Raw genomic sequence first — 23,992 nt, 5'->3', positions numbered from 1 at the left:
GTTCATGGGGTCTCCAGAGGGCGAACGACAGCGGACAGGCAAACTCCCATGCTATGCCTGCGCCGCCGCCGCGTGCCATGCCATAGGTCATGCCCGCGGCGATCGCCGCGCACGGCGCCTGCCGCATTGGCCGGAGCCCTCAGCGCCCGGCCAGTTGGCTGCGCCGCTCGACGATGCGCGACACCAGGCCGTAGTCCATCGCCTCCTGCGCCGACATCCAGCAGTCGCGCTCGATGTCGGCCTCCACGCGCTCCAGCGGCTGGCCGGTCTCGCGGGCAATGACCTTGGCGATGCGGGCGCGCGCCTTGAGGATCTCGCTGGCCTGGATGGCGATGTCGCTGGCCGGGCCGCCGGCGCCGCCGCTGGGCTGATGGATCAGGAACCGGGTCTGCGGCAGGCACACCCGGCGCTCGCGCGGCACGCCCAGGAACACGTGCGTGGCCGCGCTGCCGACCCAACCCGAGCCGATCATGTCGACCGGTGCAGAAATGAAGCGCAGCGCATCGTGGATGGCGTCGCCGGATTCCAGATGCCCGCCCGGCGAGGACACGATCATCGCGATCGGCGCATCGGACTCGGCATCCAGCGCCAGCAGATGGCGTACCGTCTGGTAGGCGCTGGCGTCGGTGATGGTGCCAAACAGCAGCAGGGTCCGCGCGCGGAACGCCTTTTCCTCGAGGAAGGCGGCGGACGGCGACTGCGCGGAGGGCGCGGCGGGGGACGTTTCGTCGGAACGCAGCATCGGCCTATCTCCATGTATGGTGGGTGTCACTCCCAACGAACGACGGGGCCACGACGTGACATCTCCGACCGACACGCCCACGCCGGCCGACGGCGAGGCGCTGCGCCGCCAGTTGCTGGCCCTGGCGCATCGCTGGCTTGGCCAGGGCCAGGACGCCGAGGACCTGGTGCAGGAAGCCTATCTGCGCGCCGCACAGGGACCGCTGCCGGCCAGCGGCCGCGACGCCTGGCTGACCACCGTGCTGCGCCATCTGTGCATCGACCGCCTGCGCCGCCGCAGCCGCTACCGGGTCCTGCTGGAGCGCATCGCACAGGAACACGCACTGTCCGTCACCGACGATCCGGACGGGCCGGAACGCCACGCCCTCCACAGCGCGGCAGTGGCGCACGCGCTGGCGGCGCTGGTGCGCACGCTGCCGGCCGGCGACGTGGCGATGCTGCTGCTCGCCGAGGCCTTCGACTTCAGCCATGCCGACCTGGCGGCATTGTCAGCGCGCAGCGAAAGCGCCTCGCGCCAGTACCTGCGGCGCCTGCTGCAGCGCGCGCGTACAGCGATCGAGGACGCCACTGCACCGACGCGCGCGCACCCGCACGACGACGACGCCTGCCTGCTGGCGCTGTGCCGCCACGCCCTGCGGCACGGCGATCCGGCCGGACTGGTCGCCACGTTGCGTGCGGCGCGGCCGCAGACCCTGCTGGCCAGCGCCTGGTCGGCCTCCGCGCACGCCGCGCCCAGCGCCGCGCCGGTCTATGCCCAGCCGCTGCAGCAACACGGGCAGCTGGGGCTGCTGATCCGCAACGGCGACGGCGTATTGACCTGGCTACCGTTGTGCGAACTCGCCGAGCCGCCCTGCCTGGCGTGATCCCGGCGCATTCCTGCGGACATCGCCAGCGCGATTGCACGCCCCAAACGCAACGGGCCGCCAGTCGCCTGGCGGCCCGTTGCGTTGCGCGGCAGGAGTGCCCGCTCAGTGCATCATGTTGACGTTGAGGTTGTGCATGACCCACAGCGAACCGACCACCACGATGCCGATGATCAGCAGCGAGAACAGGCCCACGTGCACGTTGGAGCGCTGTTCGGCCGACCGGTCCATGTGCAGGAAGTAGATCAGGTGCACCAGCATCTGCACCGCGGCCAGCACCGCGATGACGATGACGGTGACGCCGCGCGGGAACGCCCCGCTCATCACCATGCCGAACGGGATCACGGTCAGGATCACCGCCAGCACGAAGCCGACCAGGTAGGACTTCAGGCCGCCGCCATGGCCGTGCTCGGCGTGCGTGTCGGAGGAATGATGGTTGGCCATTACAGCGCTCCCAGCAGGTAGACGATGGTGAACACGCCGATCCAGATCACGTCCAGGAAGTGCCAGAACAGGCTCAGGCACGCCAGGCGGGTCATGTTGCGCGGGGTCAGGCCGTTCTTCGCGATCTGGATCACCAGCACGGTCATCCACAGCAGGCCCGAGGCCACGTGCAGACCATGGGTGCCGACCAGGGTGAAGAAGGCCGACAGGAACGCGCTGCGGCCGGGGCCGGCGCCTTCTTCGATCAGGTGGTGGAACTCGTAGAGCTCCATGCCCAGGAAGCCCAGGCCCAGCGCCGCGGTGACTGCCAGCCAGCCGTACAGGCCGCCCATGCTGCGCTTGTTCGCCGAGATCATCGCCAGGCCGAAGCCCAGGCTGCTGAACAGCAGCAGGAAGGTTTCCACCAGCACGAACTTCAGATCGAACAGTTCCTTGGCGGTCGGGCCGTCCACCGTCGCGCCGGCCAGCACCGCGTAGGTGGCGAACAGGCCGGCGAAGATGAGGCAGTCGCTCATCAGGTAGACCCAGAACCCGAAGACGGTGTTGCCGCCCGCGTCGTGGTGTTCGTGGTCGTGGTCGTGGCCGCCCGCGTGGGCGGCGTGGGGATCGAGCGTCGTGGAAGCCATGGTTCAGACCGCCTTTGCGGCGTTGGCCGCGTGTTGCTGTTCCAGCAGGGCGAAGCGCGCGTTCTCGATGCGCTCCACTTCCTCCGCCGGGACCCAGTAATCGATGTCGTCATCGAAGGTGCGCGCGATGAAGCTGCCGATCATGCCGACCAGGCCGATCACCGCCATCCACCAGATGTGCCAGGTCAGACCGAAGCCCATGACGATGCTGAAGGCGCCGATCCAGAAGCCCGCCGCCGTGTTGCGCGGCATGTGGATCGGTTCGTACTTGGCCGGACGCGGCCAGCCCTTGCCCTTGAGCTTGTCTTCCCAGAACTGGTCGCGGTCGTCGATGTGCGGCAGCACCGCGAAGTTGTAGAACGGCGGCGGCGAGGAGGTCGCCCACTCCAGGGTGCGGCCATCCCATGGGTCGCCGGTCAGGTCCATGTTCTCCTTGCGCTTCCAGATGCTGTAGCCGATCTGCACCAGGTTCAGGAAGATGCCGGTGCCGATGATCGCCGCACCCACCGCGGCCACCATCAGCCACGGCGCCCACTCGGGGTGGTTGTAGCTGTTCATGCGCCGGGTCATGCCCATGAAGCCGAGCACGTACAGCGGCATGAAGGCGATGAAGAAGCCGATGATCCAGCACCAGAACGAGGCCTTGCCCAGCTTCTCGTTGAGCTTGAAGCCGAACGCCTTCGGGAACCAGTAGGTCAGGCCCGCCAGGTAGCCGAACACCACGCCGCCGATGATCACGTTATGGAAGTGCGCGATCAGGAACAGGCTGTTGTGCAGTACGAAGTCCACCGCCGGGATCGCCAGCATCACGCCGGTCATGCCGCCGATGACGAAGGTGATGATGAAGCCGATGGTCCACAGCACCGGTGCGGTCATGTGCACGCGGCCGCGGAACATGGTGAACAGCCAGTTGAAGATCTTCACGCCGGTGGGGATCGAGATGATCATCGTCGTGATGCCGAAGAAGGCATTGACGTTGGCGCCCGAGCCCATGGTGAAGAAGTGGTGCAGCCACACGATGAACGACAGCACGCCGATGCACGAGGTCGCGTACACCATCGAGGTGTAGCCGAACAGGCGCTTGCGGCTGAAGGTGGCGATCAGCTCGGAGAAGATGCCGAACGCCGGCAGGATCAGGATGTAGACCTCCGGGTGGCCCCAGATCCAGATCAGGTTGACGTACATCATGGCGTTGCCGCCACCGTCGTTGGTGAAGAAGTGCGTGCCCAGGTAGCGGTCCGCACCCAGCAGCGCCAGCGCCACGGTCAGGATCGGGAACGCGGCGATGATCAGGATGTTGGTGATCAGCGCGGTCCAGGTGAAGATCGGCATGCGCATCAGGGTCATGCCCGGCGCGCGCATGCGCATGATCGTCACGAAGAAGTTGATGCCGGTGAGCAATGTGCCCAGGCCCGAGATCTGCAACGCCCAGATGTAGTAGTCAACACCGACGCCTGGACTGTATTCCAGCCCGGACAGCGGCGGGTAGGCCAGCCAGCCGGTCTGCGCGAACTCGCCCACGCCCAGGGAGATGTTGACCAGCGCCGCGCCGGCCACGAACAGCCAGAAGCTCAGCGAGTTCAGGAACGGGAACGCCACGTCGCGCGCGCCGATCTGCAGCGGCACGATCAGGTTCAGCAGGCCGGTCATGAACGGCATGGCCATGAAGAAGATCATGATCACGCCGTGCGCGGTGAAGATCTGATCGTAGTGGTGCGGCGGGAAGATGCCTTCGTTGCCGCCGTGCGCGATCGCCTGCTGGGTGCGCATCATCGCCGCGTCGGCGAAGCCGCGCAGCAGCATGATCAGCGCCACCACGATGTACATGACGCCGATGCGCTTGTGGTCGACCGAGGTGAACCACTCCTTCCAGAGGTAGCCCCACAGCTTGTACTTGGTGACCGCGGCCACCACCAGCAGGCCGAGCAGGCCGGCGCCGCCGAGGGCCGCCATGATGATCGGCTCGTGGTACGGAACCGCCTCGAGCGTGAGTTTGCCTAGCATCACTTGTCTCCAGAAGTGCACATGGCGACCGGCTCAGCAGCCGATGCCGGATGAGCGTCGTGGCCTTCCATCTTGTGGCCCTTGCCCATCATGTATTTGTCGATCAACGACTTGAACAGGCCGTCCTGCACCGAGGCGTAGTACGTCACCGGGTAGGCGGCCTTGTCGTTGCGGTTGGCCGCCAGCACCTGGAACTCGGCCTGGTCCAGGGTCTTCTGCGAGGCCTTGACCTTGGCCACCCATGCGTCGAAACCGGCGCGGTCGGTGGCATGCGCGGCGAAGCCCATCTTCGAGAAGCCGTGGCCGCTGTAGTTGGCCGACAGGCCGAACATCTCGCCCGGCTCGTTGGCGATCAGGTGCAGCTTGGTCTCCATGCCGGCCATCGCGTAGATCTGCGTGCCCAGGTGCGGGATGAAGAACGAGTTCATCACCGTGTCGGAGGTGATCTTGAAGTTCAGCGGCGTGTCGACCGGGAACGCGATCTCGTTGACCGTGGCGATGCCCTGCTCCGGGTAGATGAACATCCACTTCCAGTCCAGCGCCACCGCCTCGATGGTGATCGGCTTGACCTTGGAGTCCAGCGGCTTGTACGGATCCAGCGCATGCGAGGAGCGCCAGGTCAGCACCGCCAGGACCAGGATGATCATGCACGGGATCGACCACACCACCACCTCGATCGCAGTGGAGTGCGACCAGTTCGGCTCGTAGCGGGCCTTGGTGTTGGACGCGCGGTAGCGCCAGGCGAAGGCCAGGGTCATCACGATGACCGGGATCACCACCAGCAGCATCAGCACCACCGAGGTGATCAGCAGCGTCTTCTCGTCGTGGCCGATCTGACCCTTGGGGTTGAGGATGGCCGAGTTGCAGCCGGCCAACAGCAGTGCGGCCAGCAGCAACAGACCGGAGCGCAGCGAGCGCCGGAGTTGTTTCAACGGAATCATCGAACGATCCAATTGCGTAGGGGATGCGAACCGCGCGGGAGCGGGAGGCGGAGCGCCGTAGAGAGGGCTGTCCCGCGTCCGCCGCGGCATCCGGGCCGGCATGCGCGATCAACGACGCATTTTATGCTGCCGTGCGGCAACTCCGGAAGTCATTGACAAGCCCGGGCGGGCGCCAGGCCGCGTTTTTATGTGCGACACATTGCCGCACCCGCCTGCGACACGGCGTCGCAGGCCGCTGCGCGCACGGACCTGCGTCGCAGAAAAACGGGAGCGCAGACACCAGGAAGGCAGCCTCGCGGCTGCCTTCTGGGTACGTCTGGTGCCGGAAACAGGAGTCGAACCTGCGACCTACGCATTACGAATGCGCCGCTCTACCGACTGAGCTATTCCGGCGGAACTGGCAATTCTAGGCGTCGGCCCGGGCCGGGGTCAATCGCTGCCCGGGCCTTCGCGCGCGCGCCGCAATCGATGGGTTACCCTGCCGCCCCCGTCGTACCCATCCCCCTGCTCATCGTGAAGTTGTTCGCCTGGTTCTGGCTCGCGTTCCTGCTGTTTTTCGCCATCCCCTTCCCCTGCATCCTCTACTTCGCCAGCGACTGGCCACGCGTGCTGGCCCAGCCCAGCACGCCCGCATGGGCGCTGACCCTGCTGGCGCTGTCGCTGGGCCTGTGGCTGCACCTGCTCTACGCCTACATGGACACGCTGCTGCTCATGCCCGGGCGCGCCCTGCACCGCGTGCGCCAGCTGCTCGCCCACGGCGTGCGCCGCGAGGCGCTGATCGAACGCATCGCCCCCACCGGCGTCGAGGTCAAGGGCTGGCCGCAGCTGTCGCTGACCCTGGCCTTCGACAACCTGTCCGGCACGCCCATCCGCGACACCCTGCTGATCGTGGACCGCAAGCCGGCGCAACGCCGCTTCGAGAGCGGGCGCACCGTGCCGCTGCGGCTGAGCACCACCCCGGGCGCCGCGCCGAACCTGGTGCTGGAGGACGCCGAGCCGGCGCTGGACCGCGCCAGCCTGTGGCGACGCGCGGCCGGCGCCGTGCTGCTGGTGGTCCTGGTCGGCGCGGCCTACGTGCTGGCCTGGCGCCTGCAGAACCGCGGGCTGGGCTGGACCTTCCTGTCCTTCAACCACCCGTTGCTGATGAGTGCGCTGGTGCTCAACGGCTATGTACTGGCGCTGCGCGTGATCCTGCGCGTGATCCGCCACAATGCCACCGACGAGACCCTGAAGTACCGCGGCCTGCGCGCGCGTGCGCGGGTGCTGGACGTGCGCCAAACCGGCACCACCCTCAACGAGCAGCCGCAGGTGGAGTTCCGCGTGGCGTTCGCGGACGCGTCGGGCAACCCGCACGAGGCGACGATGCGGCGGTTCGTGTCGCTGCTCGACGTCGGGCAGTTGCCGCGCGACACCGTGTCGGTGCTGTACGACCCGCAACACCCCACCCGCGCCGACCTGGAGCTGCCATGAAGACGCCACCCACCCCCGTGGTCTTCGCCGGCGTGGTGCTGCTGCTCGGCGGCCTCGCCTTCGCCGGCGGCGCCTGGGACACCATCCGCGCCACCCTGCAGGCGGGACCACGTCTCTCGGCGGCCGACCTGCAGTCCCCCTCCAAGCCGCAATCGCTGGCGGCGCCGACCCCGACTGCCCATGCTGCCGACACCGAACCGGCGCCGACGCCGGCATCACGCGGCAACCTGCTGTTCGACCCGCAGCGGCTGCGCGCGGCCCGGCAGGCGCTGGCGGACCTGCCCGACCTGCAGGGCCACGACCTGCGCGTGTTCCATGCCGTGCATTTCTACGACAACCGGATCGGACTCGAACTGCTGGACCCCGCACAGCCGGACCACGTGGACGAATACAGCTTCCACGACGACGCCTGGCACAAGGATGCGCCAGTGAATCCGCGCATGTTCGGGCCGTTCCTCAAGCCAGCCACCGACACCGCCGCGCTGCAGGACATCGATTTCGAGGGCGCCTACCGGGTGGCCACGGCCCTGCAGGAACAGGGCCAGGCGCTACAGGCCGAGCCGAAGAAGGTGGATCACGTGTACGTGCTGGTGGGCCGGCGCGGCCGCCTGCGCTGGATGCCCGATGGCGTGGAAGGCGATCGCGTCAGCGTGGACATCGAGTTCGATGCACAGGGACGGCCGCGCGGCACGCAGCGCCAGTAAGCCGTGGCGCTTGCCACGCGACAGCACCCCATCACGTCATCGCGCAGGAGCGGTTCCTGCCCCCTTTTCGGGGATCAGCCGCGACAGGCTTTACCGGGATCGCCCGTCGCAGCTGACAGCCGCTCCTACGCGCGCCGCGACAGATACGCCCATCCAGCGTACGAACACGCGACCGAACGCGACCGTCAGTCGACCAGACGCAGCCGCAATTCCTTCGGCAGGGCGAACACCATCGACTCCGGCTCGCCCGCCAGTTCCGACACGCCATCGGCGCCGAGTTCGCGCAGCCGCGCGATCACGCCGTCCACCAGCACCTGCGGCGCCGAGGCGCCGGCGGTCAGACCGATGCGGCGCTTGCCGGCGATCCAGGCGGGATCGATCTCGTCGGCGCCGTCGATCAGGTAGGACTCCACCCCGTCGCGCCGCGCCAGCTCGCTGAGCCGGTTGGAATTGGAGCTGTTCGGCGAACCGACCACCAGCACCAGGTCGCACTCCTTGGCCAGGTCGCGCACCGCGTCCTGGCGGTTCTGGGTGGCGTAGCAGATATCGTCGTTCTTCGGGCCCTGCATCGCCGGGTAGCGCGCACGCAACGCCTCGATGATGCCGCGGGTGTCGTCCACCGACAGCGTGGTCTGGGTGGTGTAGGCCAGGTTCTCCGGCTGCTGCACGTCCAGCGTGGCGACCTGCTCGATGTCCTCGACCAGGTAGATGCGCCCGGTGCCGCACTCGCGGTCCCACTGCCCCATTGTGCCTTCCACCTCCGGGTGGCCGGCGTGGCCGATCAGCACCACGTCGCGGCCGGCGCGGCAGTGCCGGGCCACCTCGAAATGCACCTTGGTCACCAGCGGGCAGGTCGCGTCGAACACCTTCAGCCCGCGCCGCTCGGCCTCCTGGCGCACCGCCTGGGCCACGCCGTGGGCGCTGAAGATCACCGTGTTGCCGTCGGGCACCTCGTCCAGTTCCTCGACGAAGATCGCGCCGCGCTGCTTGAGGTCGTCGACCACGAAGCGGTTGTGCACCACCTCGTGGCGCACGTAGATCGGCGCGCCCAGGGTTTCGATGGCGCGCTTGACGATCTCGATGGCGCGATCGACGCCGGCGCAGAAGCCGCGGGGGTTGGCGAGCAGGACATCCATTAGCTAGATCCGCCGGCCGCAGGGGGCCAGGCGCTTCGACAGGGAGAGTGGCACCGATTATCCCGCTTTTCGCTTCGCCTTGCCGTCGAACACGCCGAACAGGGCGATGCCGATGGCGCCGGCGACGATCGCCGAGTCGGCGATGTTGAACGAGGGCCAGTAGTGCTCACCCACGTACCACTGGATGAAATCGACCACGTGGCCGTGCATCAGCCGGTCGATCACGTTGCCGATCGCCCCGCCGATCACCAGCGCGTACGGCAGCGCGCTGCGCCACTCGCCGCGCGGGGTGCGCGCCAGCCACCAGGCCAGCAGGGCGCTGATGCCCACCGCCAGCGCGGTGAAGAACCAGAGCTGCCAGCCGCCGGCCTGGCTCAGGAAACTGAATGCCGCGCCGGTGTTGTAGGTCCGGTACCAGTTCCAGAAGCCGGGGATCACCGGCACCGCGGTGAACTCGGGCAGGCTGGACAGCACCCAGGCCTTGCTCCACTGGTCCAGGCCGATCACCGCGGCCGACAGCAGCAGCCAGATCAGGGCGGAGGGGTTGGGTCGTGCGGTCATGCGGGAAGTCCGCCTTGGGCGAAGAAGGAAAGGAAGGATGGCCGGCGCCGCAGCCACGGCGCCGCCGTCGGCCCCGGCGACGCGCAAGCCGCGTGGCTGGGGCCGGCACTCAGAACCAGCGGCGCTCCTCGCCCGGTCCTTCGATGTTGCTGACGCAGCGGCCGCACAGTTCCGGGTGCGCCGGATCGGCGCCGACGTCGGCGCGGTAGTGCCAGCAGCGCACGCACTTGGGCTTCTCGGTGGCCTGGGCGCTGACGAAGATCTCGTCGGTGCTGGCCTCGCGCACCACCACGTCGCCGCTGATGAACAGGAAGCGCAGCTCTTCCTGCAGCGGCTGCAACTTCGCCGCGGTGGCGGCGTCGGCGGCGACGGTGATCTCCGCCTCCAGCGCCGCGCCGATCACGCCGTTGCCGCGCATCGGCTCCAGCACCTTGGCCACCTGCTCGCGCAGCGCCAGCAATTGCTCGAAGTCGGCCGCGCTCAGCGCCGCGTCGTCCGGCAACGGCGCCAGGCCTTCGTACCAGGTCGCGAACAGCACGTTGCCCAGGTGCGCGCCCGGCAGGTAGCCCCACAGTTCGTCGGCGGTGAAGCTCAGGATCGGCGCGATCCAGCGCACGAAGGCCTCGGCCACATGGAACATCGCGGTCTGCGCCGAGCGCCGGCCAAGCGAATCCTCGGCCATCGTGTACAGCCGGTCCTTGGTCACGTCCAGGTACAGCGAACCCAGGTCCACGCTGCAGAAGTTCAGCAGCGCCTGCACGATGGCGGCGAAGTCGTAGCGCGCGTAGGCGGCCTTGATCTGCTCCTGCACCTCGTAGGCACGGTGCACGATCCAGCGATCCAATGCCACCAGCTCCGGCAGCGGCCGCAGGTGCACGGCCGGGTTGAAGCCGTGCAGGTTGCCGAGCAGGAAGCGCGCGGTGTTGCGCAGGCGCCGGTAGGCGTCGGCGTTGCGCTTGAGGATCTCCTGCGACAGCGACATCTCGTTGCTGTAGTCGGCCGAGGCGATCCACAGGCGCAGGATGTCCGCGCCCAGCGTCTTCATGATGTCCTGCGGCTCGATGCCGTTGCCCAGCGACTTGGACATCTTGCGGCCGTGCTCGTCCACGGTGAAGCCGTGGGTCAGGCACTGCCGGTACGGCGCCGCGTGGTCCAGCGCCACGCCGGTCAGCAGCGAGGACTGGAACCAGCCGCGGTGCTGGTCGGAGCCTTCCAGGTACAGGTCGGCCGGCTTGGGCAGGCCACGCTCGGTCAGCACCGCCTCGTGGGTGACGCCGGAATCGAACCAGACGTCGAGGATGTCGGTGATCTTCTCGTAGTCGGCCGCCTCGTCGCCGAGCAGCTCGGCGGCGTCCAGCGCGTACCACACGTCCACCCCGCCCTCCTCGACGCGGTCGGCGACCTGGCGCATCAGTTCGGTGCTGCGCGGGTGCGGCTCGCCGGTCTCGCGGTGCACGAACAGCGCGATCGGCACGCCCCAGGTGCGCTGGCGCGAGATCGTCCAGTCCGGGCGCCCGGCGACCATGCCGGCGATGCGCGCCTGGCCCCAGGCCGGGTACCAGTGCACGCCCTCGATGGCCTGCAGCGCCTCGGCGCGCAGGTTGGCCTGCTCCATCGAGATGAACCACTGCGGCGTGGCGCGGAACGCGATCGGGGTCTTGTGGCGCCAGCAATGCGGATAGCTGTGGACCATGCTGGCACGCGCCAGCAGCAGCCCACGCGCGGCCAGCAGGTCGGCGATGACGTCGTTGGCCTTCCAGATGTGCAGCCCGGCCAGTTCCGTGCCATCGACCGCGGGGGTCGACGGCAGGTACACGCCGCGCGCATCGACCGGGTTGATCTGCGCCGCGCCGTAGCGCTCCAGCAGCCCGTACGGCTTGACCGCCACGTAATCCTCCTGGCCGTGGCCGGGGGCGGTGTGCACCGCGCCGGTACCGTCGGTGTCGGACACGTGGGTGCCGAGGATCACCGGCACGTCGCGCTCGTCGTAGAAGGGGTGCGCCAGCACCTGGTGTTCCAGCGCCGCGCCGGCGACGCGGCCGTGCACCACCACCTCATCCACCCCGTAGCGCTGCAGCGCGCGCTCGGCCAGCGCGTCGGCCAGCACCAGCCAGCGGCGGCGGCCGTCGCGGGCCGGGCCTTCGACCAGCGCATAGACCAGCTCCGGCCCCAGCGACACCGCCAGCGAGGCCGGCAGCGTCCACGGCGTGGTGGTCCAGATCGGCACGGCCACTTCGGCGCCGTCCGGCAGGGTCGCGCCGAACGCGGCGGCCAGCGCCGCGCCGTCGCGGGCCGTGTAGGCCACGTCCACCGTCGGCGACTGCTTGTCGGCGTACTCGATCTCCGCCTCGGCCAGCGCCGAGCCGCAGTCGAAGCACCAGTGCACCGGCTTCACGCCGCGGGTCAGGTGGCCGTTCTCGACGATCCGCGCCAGCGCGCGGATCTCGTTGGCCTCGAAATGGAAGTCCAGCGTGCGGTACGGGTTGTCCCAGTCGCCGATCACGCCCAGGCGCTTGAAGTCGCGGCGCTGGATGTCGATCTGCGCGTTGGCGTATTCGCGGCACTTCTGCCGGAACTCCACCGCATCCAGCTTCACTCCGACCTTGCCGAACTTCTTCTCGATCGCGATCTCGATCGGCAGGCCGTGGCAGTCCCAGCCCGGGATGTACGGCGCGTCGTAGCCGGACAGGTACTTGGACTTGACGATGATGTCCTTGAGGATCTTGTTGACCGCATGCCCGAGGTGGATCGCGCCATTGGCGTACGGCGGGCCGTCGTGCAGCACGAACAGCGGCCGGCCCTGGGCGTTGTCGCGCAGCCGCGTGTACAGGCCCTCGCTCTCCCAGCGCGCCAGGATGTCCGGCTCGCGCTTGGGCAGGTCGCCGCGCATCGGGAACTCGGTCGCCGGCAGATGGAGGGTGGCTTTGTAGTCCTGGGTCACGGGCAGTTACCGGTCGGTGGTCTTCAGGGGGAGGTCCGCGCGCGGGGCGGCGGACACGGGCGGCAGGCCCGCGCCGGCAGGCGCAGCGAGCAATTGCCGCGCCAGCGCGGCGTCGCGGTGCATCTGCGCGGTCAACGCCGGCAGATCGGCAAAGGTTTCCTCGTCGCGCAGCTTGGCGACGAACTCCACCTCGATGTGGCGACCGTACAGGTCGCCCTGGAAATCGAACAGGTGCGCTTCCAGCAGCGGCTCCACGCCCTGCACGGTCGGGCGGGTGCCGAAACTGGACACCGACGGCCACGGCTGCGCCGCCACCCCGTGCACCCAGGTGGCGTAGATGCCGGACAGCGCCGGGGTGCGGGCGAACCGCAGGTTGGCGGTGGGATAGCCGAGCGTGCGCCCGAGCTGCTTGCCGCGCACCACGCGGCCGCCGATCGCATACGGGCGACCGAGCAGTTCGGCGGCATGGGCGAACTCGCCGGCCACCAGCAGCTCGCGGATGCGGGTGCTGGAAATGCGCTCCTCGCGCAGGTGCACCGGCGCGATCTCGTCGGCGGCGAAGCCATGCTGGGCGCCCAGCGCACGCAGCAGCGCGATGTCGCCGCCGCGCTTGTGGCCGAAGCGGAACGCCGGGCCGATCCAGACCTCGCGCGCACGCAGGCGCTCGACCAGCACGCGCTGCACGAAGTCCTCCGCGCTCATCGAGGCCATGCGCCGGTCGAAGCGCAGCAGGCCGACGCTGTCGACGCCGAGTTGGAGCAGGCCCTGCACCTTGGACCGGGCCAGGGTCAGCCGCGGCGGCGGCGCGGCCGGGGCGAAGAACTCGCGCGGCAGCGGCTCGAAGCTCAGCGCCACCGCAGGCACGCCCGCTTCGCGCGCGCGCGTGATCGCCTGCCGCACCAGCGCGCGGTGGCCCAGGTGCAGGCCATCGAAGGCGCCGATGCAGACCACGCTTCCCTGCGGGAACAGGGTCCCGCCCTCGACGTCTCTAAACAGCCTGCTCATTCCTCGGTCCGAAGCGCCGGCGCAGGAAGCGCCGGTCGATGATGCGTAACCGTCGAGTATAGCGGGTGGGGGCTTGGCTCGGGGCTCGGGGCTCGGGGCTCGGGGCTCGGGGCTCGGGGCTCGGGACCCGGGACCCGGGACCCGGGACCCGGGACCCGGGACGGCAGCATCGGCGTGCGGAGCCAGACCGCCGCCAGGCGATCCGGCAAAAACAAAGTGATCACTTTCTGTGGGAGGGACTTCAGTCCCGACGGGCTTTCCCGGGAAGGCCCGTCGGGGCTGCAGCCCCTCCCACAGTTCAATCGCAAGCGCTTAGCACTCGCGGAAACTCCCGGGTCCCGGACCCCGGACCCCGGACCCCGGACCCCGGCTTCAATGCTCGCGCAGATCCCGCGGCCGGAACCCCAGCGCCAGCAACGCCAGCAGATACACCGCGCCGCCGCCGCCGACCAGCAGCAGCAGGCTGCCGATCCGGTGCCACTTGTCCATGGTGGTGAACGCCGGCAGCCAGTGCAGGCCCAGCGCCAGCACGGCGGCCATCGCCGCACAGGCCACGCCCAGCCGCAGCAGGTAGCCGCTCCAGCCCGGCTTGGGCTGGTAGACCTGGTCGCGGCGCAGCCAGCGCCACAGCAGCGACAGGTTGAGGTAGCTGGCCACCGCACTGGCCAGGCCCAGCGCCAGGTGCAGGCCCGGCACCGCCTCCAGCGCCGCGCGCACGCCCTGCGCACGAAGCTCCGCCGGCACCCACAACTGGTACAGGATCGCCAGGAACAACAGGTTCAGCGCCATGTTGGCGACCAGCGCGGCGACGCCGGCACGCACCGGCGTGCGCGTGTCCTGGCGCGAATAGAACGCCGGCAGCAGTACCTTGAGCAGGGCGAACGCCGGCAGGCCGAAGCTCAGCCCGAACACCGACATCGCCGCCATCCGCGTGTCGAAGGCGGTGAACTTGCCGTACTGGAACAAGGTCGCCACCAGCGGCTGGCTCAGCAGCATCAACCCCAGCATCGCCGGCACCGCGATCAGCAAGGTGGTGCGCAGCCCCCAGTCCAGCGCGCTGGAAAAGCCCGCGCGATCGGTCTTGACGTGGTGCCGCGACAGCGCCGGCAGGATCACCGTGCCCAGGGCCACCCCGAATACGCCCAGCGGCAGCTCCAGGAAGCGGTCGGCCTGCGATAGCCAGCTCTGCGAGCCGGCATACAGGAACGAGGCGATCACCGTGTCCAGCAGCAGGTTGATCTGCGCGATCGAGGAGCCGAACAGGGTCGGCACCATCAGGGTCAGCACCCGGCGCACGTCCGGATGCCGCCAGCCCCAGCGCGGCAGGGTCAGCAGGTCGATGCCGCGCAAGGCCGGCAACTGGAACAGCAACTGCAGCACGCCGGCCACCAGCACCGCCCAGCCCATCGCCAGGATCGGCACCTGCAGCCGCGGCGCCAGCCACAGCGCGCCGGCGATCATGCACAGGTTGAGGATCACCGGGGTCAGCGCCGGCAGGCCGAAGCGGTGGAAGCTATTGAGCGCACCGCCGGCCAGCGCGGTCAGCGACACGAACAGCAGGAACGGGAAGGTCAACCGCAGCAGATCGACGATCAACCCGAACTTGGCCGGGTCGTCGGTAGCGCCAGGATTGAACAGCATCGCCACCTGCGGGGTGAAGATCAGCCCCAGCGCGGTGACCAGCAGCAGCACCCCGCCCAGGGTGCCGGACACCCGCGACATCAGCGCGCGCAGGTCGGCGTGCGGGCGGGTTTCCTTCACCTCGGTGAATACCGGCACGAACGCGGTGGCGAACGAGCCCTCGGCGAACAGCCGGCGCAGGAAGTTGGGAATGCGGAACGCCACCCAGAACGCGTCGGTGGTGGCGTTGGCGCCGAAGGAAATGGTGATGGCCTGGTCGCGCACCAGTCCCAGCACGCGCGAGACCATGGTCATGCTGCTGAAGGAGAGCAGCCCGCGGAGCATGCGCGGCTGGCTCATGCGGCAGCCCTCTTGACAATTGACTTGACGCGAATATTCGGACGCTTCATACTCTCCCGCTTGTTTTTATCCACCACACAGCTTTCCAGGAAACCACCACCGTGGCCAATATCAAGTCCGCCAAGAAGCGCGCCAAGCAGACCGTCGTGCGCAACGCGCGCAACACGGCTCAGCGTTCGATGCTGCGCACCGCCGTCAAGAAGGTCATCAAGGCCCTGGACGCCAACGACGCAGCCGGCGCCGAAGCCGCTTTCGCCATCGCCCAGCCGATCCTCGACCGTTTCAGCTCGCGTGGCCTGATCCACAAGAACAAGGCTGCCCGTCACAAGAGCCGCCTGAGCGCCCGTATCAAGGCGATCAAGACCGCCGCCTGATCGGCTGCCGTCGACGCCGGAAGCGCCCACGCTTCCGGCAGCACCACGAAAAAGCCCGGCCTCGGCCGGGTTTTTCGTGTGCGCGTCACCCTGCCCCGCGCGCCGCGGGACGGCGCGACGCTCAGGAGGCATTGGCGGCCGCCTCCAGCGCCTCCTCGCGCTGGCGGTCGAAGAACGCCATCACGTCCTTCATGATCGGCCAGGTGCCTTCGCGGCCCAGTGCCGACACCAGGTACCAGGGCTGGGTCCAGCCCAGCTCGGCGACGACCTGCTCGGCCAGCGCACGCGCCTCGTCCTCGAACATCAGGTCGGCCTTGTTCAGCACCAGCCAGCGCGGCTTGGCCAGCAGCTCCGGGTCGTGCTTCTGCAGCTCGCGCTCGATCGCCCGCACCTGCTCGGTCGGCGACACGCCATCCACGCCACCCTCCATCGGCGCCAGATCCACCAGGTGCAGCAGCAGGCGGGTGCGCTGCAGGTGGCGCAGGAACTGCGCGCCAAGGCCGGCGCCGTCGGCGGCACCCTCGATCAGCCCGGGAATGTCGGCGATCACGAAGCTGCGGTAGGCCTCGACGCTGACCACGCCCAGGTTCGGATACAGCGTGGTGAACGGGTAGTCGGCGACCTTCGGCGTGGCCGCGGACACGGCGCGGATGAAGGTGCTCTTGCCGGCATTGGGGAAGCCCAGCAGGCCGACGTCGGCCAGCAGCTTCAGCTCCAGCTTGAGCGTGCGCTCCTCGCCCTCCTCGCCCGGCGTCGCCTTGCGCGGCGCGCGCGTCACCGAACTCTTGAAGTGCATGTTGCCCAGGCCGCCCTTGCCGCCCTGCGCGACCAGCAGGCGGTCGCCGTGCGCGATCAGGTCGCCAATGACCTCGTCGGTCTCGACGTTGATCACCACGGTGCCGACCGGCACGGTAATGGTCAGGTCCTCGCCGGCCTTGCCGTACATCTGCCGGCCCATGCCGTTCTCGCCGCGCTGCGCACGGAACGCGCGCTGGTGGCGGAAGTCGACCAGGGTATTGAGATTCTCGTCGGCGACCAGCCACACGCTGCCGCCGTTGCCGCCGTCGCCGCCGTCGGGCCCACCCAGCGGGATGAACTTCTCGCGGCGAAAGCCGATGCAGCCATTGCCGCCATTGCCGGCCGTGACCTGGATTTCCGCTTCGTCTACGAGTTTCATGGATAACAACCGGGAATGGGGAATGGTGAATCGGGAATGGGAAAAGCGAGCCATCGCCGTGGCGACGATTCTATGTCGCAGCCACAGATCGGCAAAATCCATCACTGCATTGCCTGACGCAACCAGGACAGGGCGAGTTCACGGGAGGCGCCTTTGCCCATTCCCGATCCCCCACTCCCCATTCCCAGCCGCAAAACAAAAACCCCGCCGAAGCGGGGCTTTCGTCAGCAAGCCTGCGCCACGGCGCAGGCCCTGGACACCGGCGACTTACGCCTCGGTGACCACGCTCACGGTGCGGCGCTTCTTGGCGCCCTTCACCGAGAACTCGACCTTGCCGTCAACCAGCGCGAACAGGGTGTGGTCGCGGCCCAGGCCGACGCCGGCGCCCGGGTGGAACTGGGTGCCGCGCTGACGCACGATGATGTTGCCGGCTTCGATGGCCTGGCCGCCGAACATCTTCACGCCCAGGTACTTCGGGTTGGAGTCGCGGCCGTTGCGCGAGGAACCTACGCCTTTTTTGTGTGCCATGACTGCTGCTCCTTACTTCTTGTCGCCACCGGCGATGCCGGTGATCTCGATTTCGGTGTAGTGCTGCCGATGACCCTGACGCTTCATGTGGTGCTTGCGGCGGCGGAACTTGATGATGCGCACCTTGTCGGCGCGGCCATGGGCCACGACCTTGGCGGTGACGGCGGCGCCCTTCAGCGCGTCGCCGATCTTGATGCCGTCGCTGTCGCCCAGCATCAGGATGTTGTCGAACGTGATCTCGTTGCCGGCTTCGACTTCGAGCTTTTCCACGCGGAGCGTTTCGCCCTGCGCGACGCGGTATTGCTTACCGCCGGTGACCAGTACTGCGTACATGACCAGACTTCCTCTGTAGTTATTGTGGTCGTTCCTGCCGTGCCGTTTCGGGCAGACAGGAGCGGGATTGTAAGCCGCCGCGCGCGGCAGGGTCAAGCCCACCCAGGCCCGGACTGTCAAGCCCCGCGGGCCGGCGCGGCTGCCTGAACCAGCCAGCCGCCGGCGCCCGGCGGCGCTGGGATCTGCGGCAATTGCCCCCACCTGACAAGCTGGGTACGCTGATCGATTGCCGTCCCCTTTCCGCCCCCACACTGGCCAGCGGCACCGCCACGGCCGGCACATTCCGGAATCTCTTCATGGCGATGGATTACATCCGCATCCGCGGCGCGCGGACGCACAACCTCAAGAACCTCGACCTCGACCTGCCGCGCGACAAGCTGATCGTGATCACCGGCCTGTCCGGGTCCGGCAAGTCCTCGCTGGCGTTCGACACCATCTACGCCGAGGGCCAGCGCCGCTACGTGGAGTCGCTGTCGGCATACGCGCGACAGTTCCTCAGCGTGATGGAGAAGCCCGACATCGATCACATCGAAGGCCTGTCGCCGGCGATCGCGATCGAGCAGAAGTCGACCTCGCACAACCCGCGCTCGACCGTCGGCACCATCACCGAGATCTACGACTACCTGCGCCTGCTGTATGCGCGCGTCGGCCAGCCGCGCTGCCCCGACCACGGCTATCCGCTGGAGGCGCAGACGGTCAGCCAGATGGTCGACCAGGTGCTGACCCTGGACCCGGAGCAGCGCTACATGCTGCTGGCGCCGGTGATCCGCGAGCGCAAGGGCGAGCATGCGCAGGTGTTCGAACAACTGCGCGCGCAGGGCTTCGTGCGCGTGCGCGTGGACGGCGAGCTGTACGAGATCGACGCGGTGCCGGCGCTGGCGCTGCGCCAGAAGCACACCATCGAGGCGGTGATCGACCGCTTCCGCCCGCGCGAGGACATCAAGCAGCGCCTGGCCGAAAGCTTCGAGACCGCGTTGAAGCTGGCCGACGGCATGGTGTCGGTGCAGTCGCTGGACGACACCGCGACCGCGCCGCACCTGTTCTCCTCCAAGTACAGCTGCCCGGTCTGCGACTACTCGCTGCCGGAGCTGGAACCGCGCCTGTTCTCGTTCAACGCGCCGATGGGCGCCTGTCCGAGCTGCGACGGTCTGGGCGTGGCCGAGTTCTTCGATCCCGAGCGGGTGGTGGTGCATCCGGAGCTGTCCCTGTCGGCCGGCGCGGTGCGCGGCTGGGACCGGCGCAACGCGTACTACTTCCAGCTGATCGCCTCGCTGGCCAAGCACTACAAGTTCGATGTCGACGCGCCCTGGCAATCGCTGCCGGCGAGCGTGCGCCAGGCGGTGCTGTACGGCAGCGGCGACGAGACCATCACCTTCACCTACTTCACCGATGCCGGCGGCCGCACCCAGCGCAAGCATCGCTTCGAAGGCATCATCCCCAACCTGGAGCGCCGCTACCGCGAGACCGAATCACCGGCGGTGCGCGAGGAACTGGCCAAGTACATCAGCGAACGGCCGTGCCCGGACTGCAAGGGCGCGCGCCTGAACAAGGCCGCGCGCAACGTGTTCGTCGCCGACCGCCCGCTGCCGGACCTGGTGGTGCTGCCGATCGACGATGCGCTGAGCTTCTTCCGCCAGCTCGACCTGCCCGGCTGGCGCGGCGAGATCGCCAGCAAGATCGTCAAGGAGATCGCCGAACGCCTGGGCTTCCTGGTCGACGTCGGCCTGGATTACCTCACCCTCGAGCGCAAGGCCGACACCCTGTCCGGCGGCGAGGCGCAGCGCATCCGCCTGGCCAGCCAGATCGGCGCCGGCCTGGTCGGCGTGATGTACGTGCTCGACGAACCCTCGATCGGCCTGCACCAGCGCGACAACGAACGCCTGCTCGGCACCCTTACCCGCCTGCGCGACCTCGGCAACACGGTGATCGTGGTCGAGCACGACGAGGACGCGATCCGCCTGGCCGACTACGTGCTGGACATCGGCCCCGGCGCCGGCGTGCACGGCGGCGAGGTGGTCGGCCACGGCAGCGTGCAGGACCTGCTGAAAGCGCCGCGCTCGCTGACCGGGCAATACCTGTCCGGCAAGCGCCGCATCGAGATCCCGGCCAAGCGCCACAAGGCCAATCCGAAGATGACCCTGCACCTGCGCGGGGCCACCGGCAACAACCTCAAGAACGTCGACCTGGACATCCCGGCCGGCCTGCTGACCTGCATCACCGGCGTGTCCGGCTCGGGCAAGTCGACGCTGATCAACGACACCCTGTTCACCCTGGCGGCGAACGAGATCAACGGCGCCTCGCACAGCGTGGCGCCGTACCGCGAGATCGAGCACCTGGACCTGTTCGACAAGGTCGTGGACATCGACCAGTCGCCGATCGGGCGCACCCCGCGTTCCAATCCGGCCACCTACACCGGCCTGTTCACGCCGCTGCGCGAACTGTTCGCGCAGGTGCCGGAAGCGCGCTCGCGCGGCTACTCGCCGGGCCGCTTCAGCTTCAACGTGCGCGGCGGCCGCTGCGAGGCCTGCCAGGGCGACGGCCTGATCAAGGTGGAGATGCACTTCCTGCCGGACGTGTACGTGCCCTGCGACGTCTGCCACGGCAAGCGCTACAACCGCGAGACGCTGGAGATCCTGTACAAGGGCTTCAACATCAACGACGTGCTGGAAATGACCGTCGAGGATGCGCTGAAGCTGTTCGAGCCGGTGCCGTCGATCGCGCGCAAGCTGGAGACCCTGGTCGACGTGGGCCTGAGCTACATCAAGCTGGGGCAGAGCGCGACCACTTTGTCCGGCGGCGAGGCGCAGCGGGTGAAGCTGTCCAAGGAACTGTCGCGGCGTGATACCGGCCGCACCCTGTACATCCTCGACGAGCCGACCACCGGCCTGCACTTCCACGATATCGAGGCGCTGCTGGGCGTGCTGCACAAGCTGCGCGACGAGGGCAACACCGTGGTGGTGATCGAACACAACCTGGACGTGATCAAGACCGCGGACTGGATCGTCGACCTCGGCCCGGAAGGCGGCCACCGCGGCGGCACCATCCTGGTCACCGGCACGCCGGAAGACGTGGCGGCCTGCCCGCAGTCGTACACCGGCCAGTTCCTGGCGCGGATGCTGCCCTCCACCAGCGCGCGCCCGGAGCAGCCGGCGGCAATGGCCAACAAGCCCGATGCGCGCCCGCCGCGCAAGGTCAAGCCGGAAAAGCCGGCGAAGAAGCAGGCGGTGGCCGCCAAGAGCGGCAAGGCCAGCAAGAGCACCACCAGCACCGGCACCAAGAAGAAGAAGGACGTTTGATGAGCAGCGAACACAAGATCCTGGCGCGCATCCCGATCAGCGTGCGCTGGCGCGACATGGACAGCATGGGCCACGTCAACAACGCCAAGTACATCTCCTACCTGGAAGAGGCGCGCGTGCGCTGGATGCTGGGCGTGGAAGGCGTCTCGATGAGCGATCGCATCGCCCCGGTGGTGGCGGCGACCAACGTCAACTATCGCGCACCGATCGTGTGGCCCAACGACATCCTGGTCGAACTGTTCGTCGAGCGCCTGGGCACCAGCAGCGTGACCATCGGCCACCGCATCGTCGACCAGCAGGACGAAAGCCGGCTGTACTCCGACGGCCACGTGGTGGTGGTGTGGATGGACACCCAGACCGGCAAGAGCGCGCCGCTGCCGGACGCCGTACGCAAGGCGACGAGCTGAGGCCTGCGCTTGCGCCGGACCCGAGCCGGCGCACCGCCCCTTTGCAGTGACCTGCTCACGCAGGAGCGGCGTGCGCTCCTTGTGGGAGGGACTTCAGTCCCGACGACGGGTGGTCTCAGCCGACGCTGGGCTTCGCCCGTCGCGGCTGATCCCACCAAAGGGGACGAGAACCGCTCCTACGACAAGGGGAGGCGCCTTTTCCCGAGGAGGCTCCCCTACATCGCCTGCTTGCGCACGGTCAGCGTCGCATCGACCTTGCCGCCGCCTTCCAGTTGCAACTGCAGCGGCACGGCCTGGCCTTCGGTCAGCGCGCCCTTGCCCTGCATCAGCATCAGGTGCATGCCGCCGGGCTTGAGTTCCACGCGGGCGCCAGGCGCCAGCGGCACGCGCTCGACCGCGCGCATCCGGCTGACGCCGGCCACGACCGTGGTCTCGTGCAACGACACATCGCCGAAGCTGGGGCTGCTGGCGCCGGTGACCGTGACCGGCTTGCCGCAGCCGTTGTGGAGCACGCCGTAGCCGGCGGTCATCGGCATCGCCGGATTCGGCGGCAAGCGCGCCCAGCCCTGCTCCAGAGTGACGCACGCCGGTTCCGCGGCCGACGCAGTGGCGGCAACCGCCGCACACAGCACGAACAATACGCCAGCGAATGGTTTGGTTATCATCGCCGAGGTTCCTTCTTCGAAAGCAGACCGCAGCATGACGACGCTCATCGACGTGATCAACCATGGCCCCCTCCGCGAACTGCGCCTGGCGCGGCCGCCGGTCAATGCGCTGGACACCGACCTGTGCCGGCACCTGATCCAGGCGATCGAGCAGGCCAACGCCGATGGCGCGCACGGCATCGTGCTGTCGGGCAACGAACGCCTGTTCTCCGCCGGCATGGACGTGCCGCACCTGCTCGGCCACGGCGACGATCGCGCCAAGCTGCTGGGCAGCTGGCAGCAGTTCTTCGGTGCGGCGCGCGCCTTGGCCGCCAGCCCGATCCCGGTGGTCGCGGCGCTGACCGGCCACGCCCCGGCCGGCGGTTGCGTGCTGGCGCTGTGCTGCGACTACCGGGTGATGGCGCGCAGCCCCGATGCGGCGCATCCGCTGCACATCGGCCTCAACGAGACCCAGGTCGGCCTGGTCGCCCCGGAAGGCATCCAGCGCCTGCTGCGGCGGGTGGTCGGCGCGCACCGCGCCGAGCGCCTGCTGGTCGGCGGCGACCTGGTCAGTGCCGAACGCGCGCTGGAGATCGGCCTGGTCGACGAACTGGTCGACGCCGACCTGGTGGTGGCGCGCGCGCTGGCCTGGCTGCTGGACCTGCTCAAGCGCCCGCGGCAGCCGATGCTGCAGACCCGTGCCATCGCCCGCGCCGACCTGCGCGCGGCGCTGGCCGACGAGCACATCGGGCTGGAGCGGCTGATCGACGACTGGCAGGCGCCGGACACCCAGGCCGCACTGCGCGCGCTGGTGGCGCGGCTGGGCAAGGGCTGAGCGGAGCGGGACGCGGGCGGGCGCGGACGGCCCGCTATAATCGGCACACGTCCGTCGCCAGGCCCCGCCTCTTGTCCGCCAAGCCCGCCCCCGTCGTCTCCGAACTGATCGAGCTGCTGTCGCTGGAGCGGCTGGAGGACAACCTGTTCCGCGGCCAGAGCCGCGACATCGGCACCAAGTACGTGTTCGGCGGCCAGGTGCTGGGCCAGGCGCTGTCGGCGGCGCAGGCCACGGTGGAGAACGCGCGCCGCGTGCATTCGCTGCACGCCTACTTCCTGCGCGCCGGCGACATCGAGCACCCCATCGTCTACGACGTGGACCGCACCCGGGACGGCGGCAGCTTCTCGGTGCGCCGGGTCACCGCGATCCAGCACGGCAAGGTGATCTTCTTCTGCGCGGCCTCGTTCCAGGAACAGGAGGACGGCGCCACCCACCAGCTGAAGATGCCGGAAGTGCCGCAACCGGAAGACATCGAGCCGACTCCGGCGGCGCGCCCGGACGTGCTGGCGACGCTGCCGACCAAGGTGCAGCGCTGGCTCTCGCGCGGCGGCCCGTTCGAGTTCCGCCACGTGTATCCGCGCGACGAACTGAATCCGCCCAAGCGTCCGCCGTTCCAGCAGATGTGGCTGCGCCTGAGCGAGCCGGTCGGCGATGCGCCGGAACTGCACCAGGCGCTGCTCGCCTACGCCTCGGACTTCCACCTGCTCGGCACCGCCACCTTCCCGCACGGCATCAGTTACTACACGCCGAACGTGCAGATGGCCTCGCTCGACCACGCGCTGTGGTTCCACCGCCCGTTCCGCGCCGACGACTGGCTGCTGTACTCGCTGGACAGCCCCAGCGCGCAGGGCGCGCGCGGTCTGGCGCGCGGGCAGTTCTTCACCCGCGACGGCACCCTGGTGGCCAGCACCGCACAGGAAGGCCTGATCCGGGTGGTCCCCGACGCCGACGCCGCGGCGCAGGTGCCGGCAAAACGCTGAGG

The 23,992-nt window shown here is 68.7% G+C and carries 22 protein-coding genes and 1 tRNA gene; 8 read left to right on the top strand and 15 right to left on the bottom strand.

The genetic code is table 11. From position 1 onward, the window contains the following. Positions 1-139: 139 nt before the first annotated feature. On the bottom strand, positions 140-742 hold the full coding sequence (locus SLW52_RS03635; RefSeq protein WP_017912431.1) for an ATP-dependent Clp protease proteolytic subunit: 603 nt from the start codon (positions 740-742) through the stop codon (positions 140-142). 55 nt (positions 743-797) lie between these two features. On the opposite strand from SLW52_RS03635, the gene SLW52_RS03630 reads away from it, so the two are divergent. After that, a complete protein-coding gene (locus SLW52_RS03630) occupies positions 798-1,604 on the top strand; it encodes a sigma-70 family RNA polymerase sigma factor (protein WP_320739403.1) in 807 nt (268 codons plus the stop codon). A 105-nt stretch (positions 1,605-1,709) separates the two neighbouring features. Here the strand turns inward: SLW52_RS03630 and cyoD are convergent, their stop codons facing one another. The 5 genes from cyoD to SLW52_RS03605 all read right to left on the bottom strand — a co-directional run bounded on the left by cyoD (position 1,710) and on the right by SLW52_RS03605 (position 6,012). After that, the gene (gene cyoD, locus SLW52_RS03625; protein WP_010341155.1) at positions 1,710-2,048 is read right to left on the bottom strand and encodes a cytochrome o ubiquinol oxidase subunit IV; all 339 of its coding nucleotides are present in this window, start codon (positions 2,046-2,048) and stop codon (positions 1,710-1,712) included. Then, positions 2,048-2,674 carry a cytochrome o ubiquinol oxidase subunit III gene (gene cyoC / locus SLW52_RS03620; protein WP_010341156.1) on the bottom strand — a complete coding sequence of 209 codons (627 nt, stop codon included), beginning with the start codon at positions 2,672-2,674 and terminating at the stop codon, positions 2,048-2,050. Before cyoC ends, cyoD begins: the two co-directional genes overlap by 1 nt. Positions 2,675-2,677: 3 nt before the next feature. Then, positions 2,678-4,678, bottom strand: coding sequence for a cytochrome o ubiquinol oxidase subunit I (cyoB, locus tag SLW52_RS03615; RefSeq protein ID WP_148829215.1), 2,001 nt, complete (start codon positions 4,676-4,678; stop codon positions 2,678-2,680). Then, positions 4,678-5,619, bottom strand: a complete 942-nt coding sequence (gene cyoA, locus SLW52_RS03610; RefSeq protein ID WP_010341159.1) for a ubiquinol oxidase subunit II — start codon at positions 5,617-5,619, stop codon at positions 4,678-4,680. The genes cyoB and cyoA overlap by 1 nt, the downstream gene beginning before the upstream one ends. Positions 5,620-5,936: 317 nt before the next feature. Beyond that, positions 5,937-6,012, bottom strand: a tRNA-Thr gene (locus SLW52_RS03605). Between the two features lie 120 nt (positions 6,013-6,132). Here SLW52_RS03605 and SLW52_RS03600 point away from each other — a divergent pair. Further along, a complete protein-coding gene (locus tag SLW52_RS03600; protein WP_295917895.1) occupies positions 6,133-7,089 on the top strand; it encodes a hypothetical protein in 957 nt (318 codons plus the stop codon). Next, positions 7,086-7,793: a hypothetical protein gene (locus tag SLW52_RS03595; RefSeq protein ID WP_320739405.1), complete on the top strand. Its 708-nt coding sequence runs from the start codon at positions 7,086-7,088 to the stop codon at positions 7,791-7,793. Before SLW52_RS03600 ends, SLW52_RS03595 begins: the two co-directional genes overlap by 4 nt. Positions 7,794-7,978: 185 nt before the next feature. On the opposite strand, the gene ispH is transcribed toward SLW52_RS03595, so the two are convergent. The 5 genes from ispH to murJ all read right to left on the bottom strand — a co-directional run bounded on the left by ispH (position 7,979) and on the right by murJ (position 15,401). Then, the gene (ispH, locus tag SLW52_RS03590; protein WP_017907393.1) at positions 7,979-8,929 is read right to left on the bottom strand and encodes a 4-hydroxy-3-methylbut-2-enyl diphosphate reductase; all 951 of its coding nucleotides are present in this window, start codon (positions 8,927-8,929) and stop codon (positions 7,979-7,981) included. Between the two features lie 57 nt (positions 8,930-8,986). Further along, positions 8,987-9,490, bottom strand: coding sequence for a signal peptidase II (gene lspA / locus SLW52_RS03585; RefSeq protein ID WP_017907394.1), 504 nt, complete (start codon positions 9,488-9,490; stop codon positions 8,987-8,989). Between the two features lie 109 nt (positions 9,491-9,599). Then, positions 9,600-12,431 (bottom strand): isoleucine--tRNA ligase, encoded by a 2,832-nt coding sequence (gene ileS, locus SLW52_RS03580; RefSeq protein ID WP_295842926.1) that lies wholly within the window; start codon positions 12,429-12,431, stop codon positions 9,600-9,602. A gap of 6 nt (positions 12,432-12,437) precedes the next feature. Continuing rightward, positions 12,438-13,436, bottom strand: a complete 999-nt coding sequence (locus SLW52_RS03575) for a bifunctional riboflavin kinase/FAD synthetase (RefSeq protein ID WP_320739406.1) — start codon at positions 13,434-13,436, stop codon at positions 12,438-12,440. Positions 13,437-13,808: 372 nt separating this feature from the next. After that, the gene (gene murJ, locus SLW52_RS03570; RefSeq protein ID WP_026144088.1) at positions 13,809-15,401 is read right to left on the bottom strand and encodes a murein biosynthesis integral membrane protein MurJ; all 1,593 of its coding nucleotides are present in this window, start codon (positions 15,399-15,401) and stop codon (positions 13,809-13,811) included. Positions 15,402-15,517: 116 nt separating this feature from the next. Here murJ and rpsT point away from each other — a divergent pair, with 116 nt between their 5' ends. Beyond that, on the top strand, positions 15,518-15,790 hold the full coding sequence (gene rpsT, locus SLW52_RS03565; protein ID WP_010341167.1) for a 30S ribosomal protein S20: 273 nt from the start codon (positions 15,518-15,520) through the stop codon (positions 15,788-15,790). Positions 15,791-15,911: 121 nt separating this feature from the next. Here the strand turns inward: rpsT and cgtA are convergent, their stop codons facing one another. The 3 genes from cgtA to rplU all read right to left on the bottom strand — a co-directional run bounded on the left by cgtA (position 15,912) and on the right by rplU (position 17,828). Continuing rightward, positions 15,912-16,967 carry an Obg family GTPase CgtA gene (gene cgtA / locus SLW52_RS03560; RefSeq protein WP_017916359.1) on the bottom strand — a complete coding sequence of 352 codons (1,056 nt, stop codon included), beginning with the start codon at positions 16,965-16,967 and terminating at the stop codon, positions 15,912-15,914. Between the two features lie 267 nt (positions 16,968-17,234). After that, the gene (rpmA, locus tag SLW52_RS03555) at positions 17,235-17,495 is read right to left on the bottom strand and encodes a 50S ribosomal protein L27 (RefSeq protein ID WP_010341169.1); all 261 of its coding nucleotides are present in this window, start codon (positions 17,493-17,495) and stop codon (positions 17,235-17,237) included. 12 nt (positions 17,496-17,507) lie between these two features. Continuing rightward, positions 17,508-17,828: a 50S ribosomal protein L21 gene (rplU, locus tag SLW52_RS03550; RefSeq protein ID WP_010341170.1), complete on the bottom strand. Its 321-nt coding sequence runs from the start codon at positions 17,826-17,828 to the stop codon at positions 17,508-17,510. Between the two features lie 296 nt (positions 17,829-18,124). Here rplU and uvrA point away from each other — a divergent pair, with 296 nt between their 5' ends. Together uvrA and SLW52_RS03540 are read left to right on the top strand one after the other, a co-directional pair. Then, on the top strand, positions 18,125-21,124 hold the full coding sequence (gene uvrA, locus SLW52_RS03545) for an excinuclease ABC subunit UvrA (protein ID WP_320739407.1): 3,000 nt from the start codon (positions 18,125-18,127) through the stop codon (positions 21,122-21,124). Beyond that, the gene (locus SLW52_RS03540; protein ID WP_017912417.1) at positions 21,124-21,531 is read left to right on the top strand and encodes a thioesterase family protein; all 408 of its coding nucleotides are present in this window, start codon (positions 21,124-21,126) and stop codon (positions 21,529-21,531) included. The genes uvrA and SLW52_RS03540 overlap by 1 nt, the downstream gene beginning before the upstream one ends. A gap of 215 nt (positions 21,532-21,746) precedes the next feature. Here SLW52_RS03540 and SLW52_RS03535 read toward each other — a convergent pair whose 3' ends face one another. Next, entirely contained in the window at positions 21,747-22,196 is a 450-nt protein-coding gene (locus SLW52_RS03535; protein ID WP_043092800.1) for a copper chaperone PCu(A)C, read from the bottom strand. Positions 22,197-22,230: 34 nt separating this feature from the next. On the opposite strand from SLW52_RS03535, the gene SLW52_RS03530 reads away from it, so the two are divergent. Further along, positions 22,231-23,010 carry an enoyl-CoA hydratase/isomerase family protein gene (locus tag SLW52_RS03530; RefSeq protein ID WP_043092802.1) on the top strand — a complete coding sequence of 260 codons (780 nt, stop codon included), beginning with the start codon at positions 22,231-22,233 and terminating at the stop codon, positions 23,008-23,010. 71 nt (positions 23,011-23,081) lie between these two features. Then, positions 23,082-23,990 (top strand): acyl-CoA thioesterase II, encoded by a 909-nt coding sequence (gene tesB / locus SLW52_RS03525; protein WP_017908864.1) that lies wholly within the window; start codon positions 23,082-23,084, stop codon positions 23,988-23,990. The last annotated feature ends 2 nt before the right edge of the window (positions 23,991-23,992 follow it).

This window comes from Xanthomonas sp. LF02-5, assembly GCF_034105325.1.
Classification (GTDB): Bacteria; Pseudomonadota; Gammaproteobacteria; order Xanthomonadales; family Xanthomonadaceae; genus Xanthomonas_A; species Xanthomonas_A sontii.
This window is presented reverse-complemented; position numbering and strand designations above follow the sequence as displayed.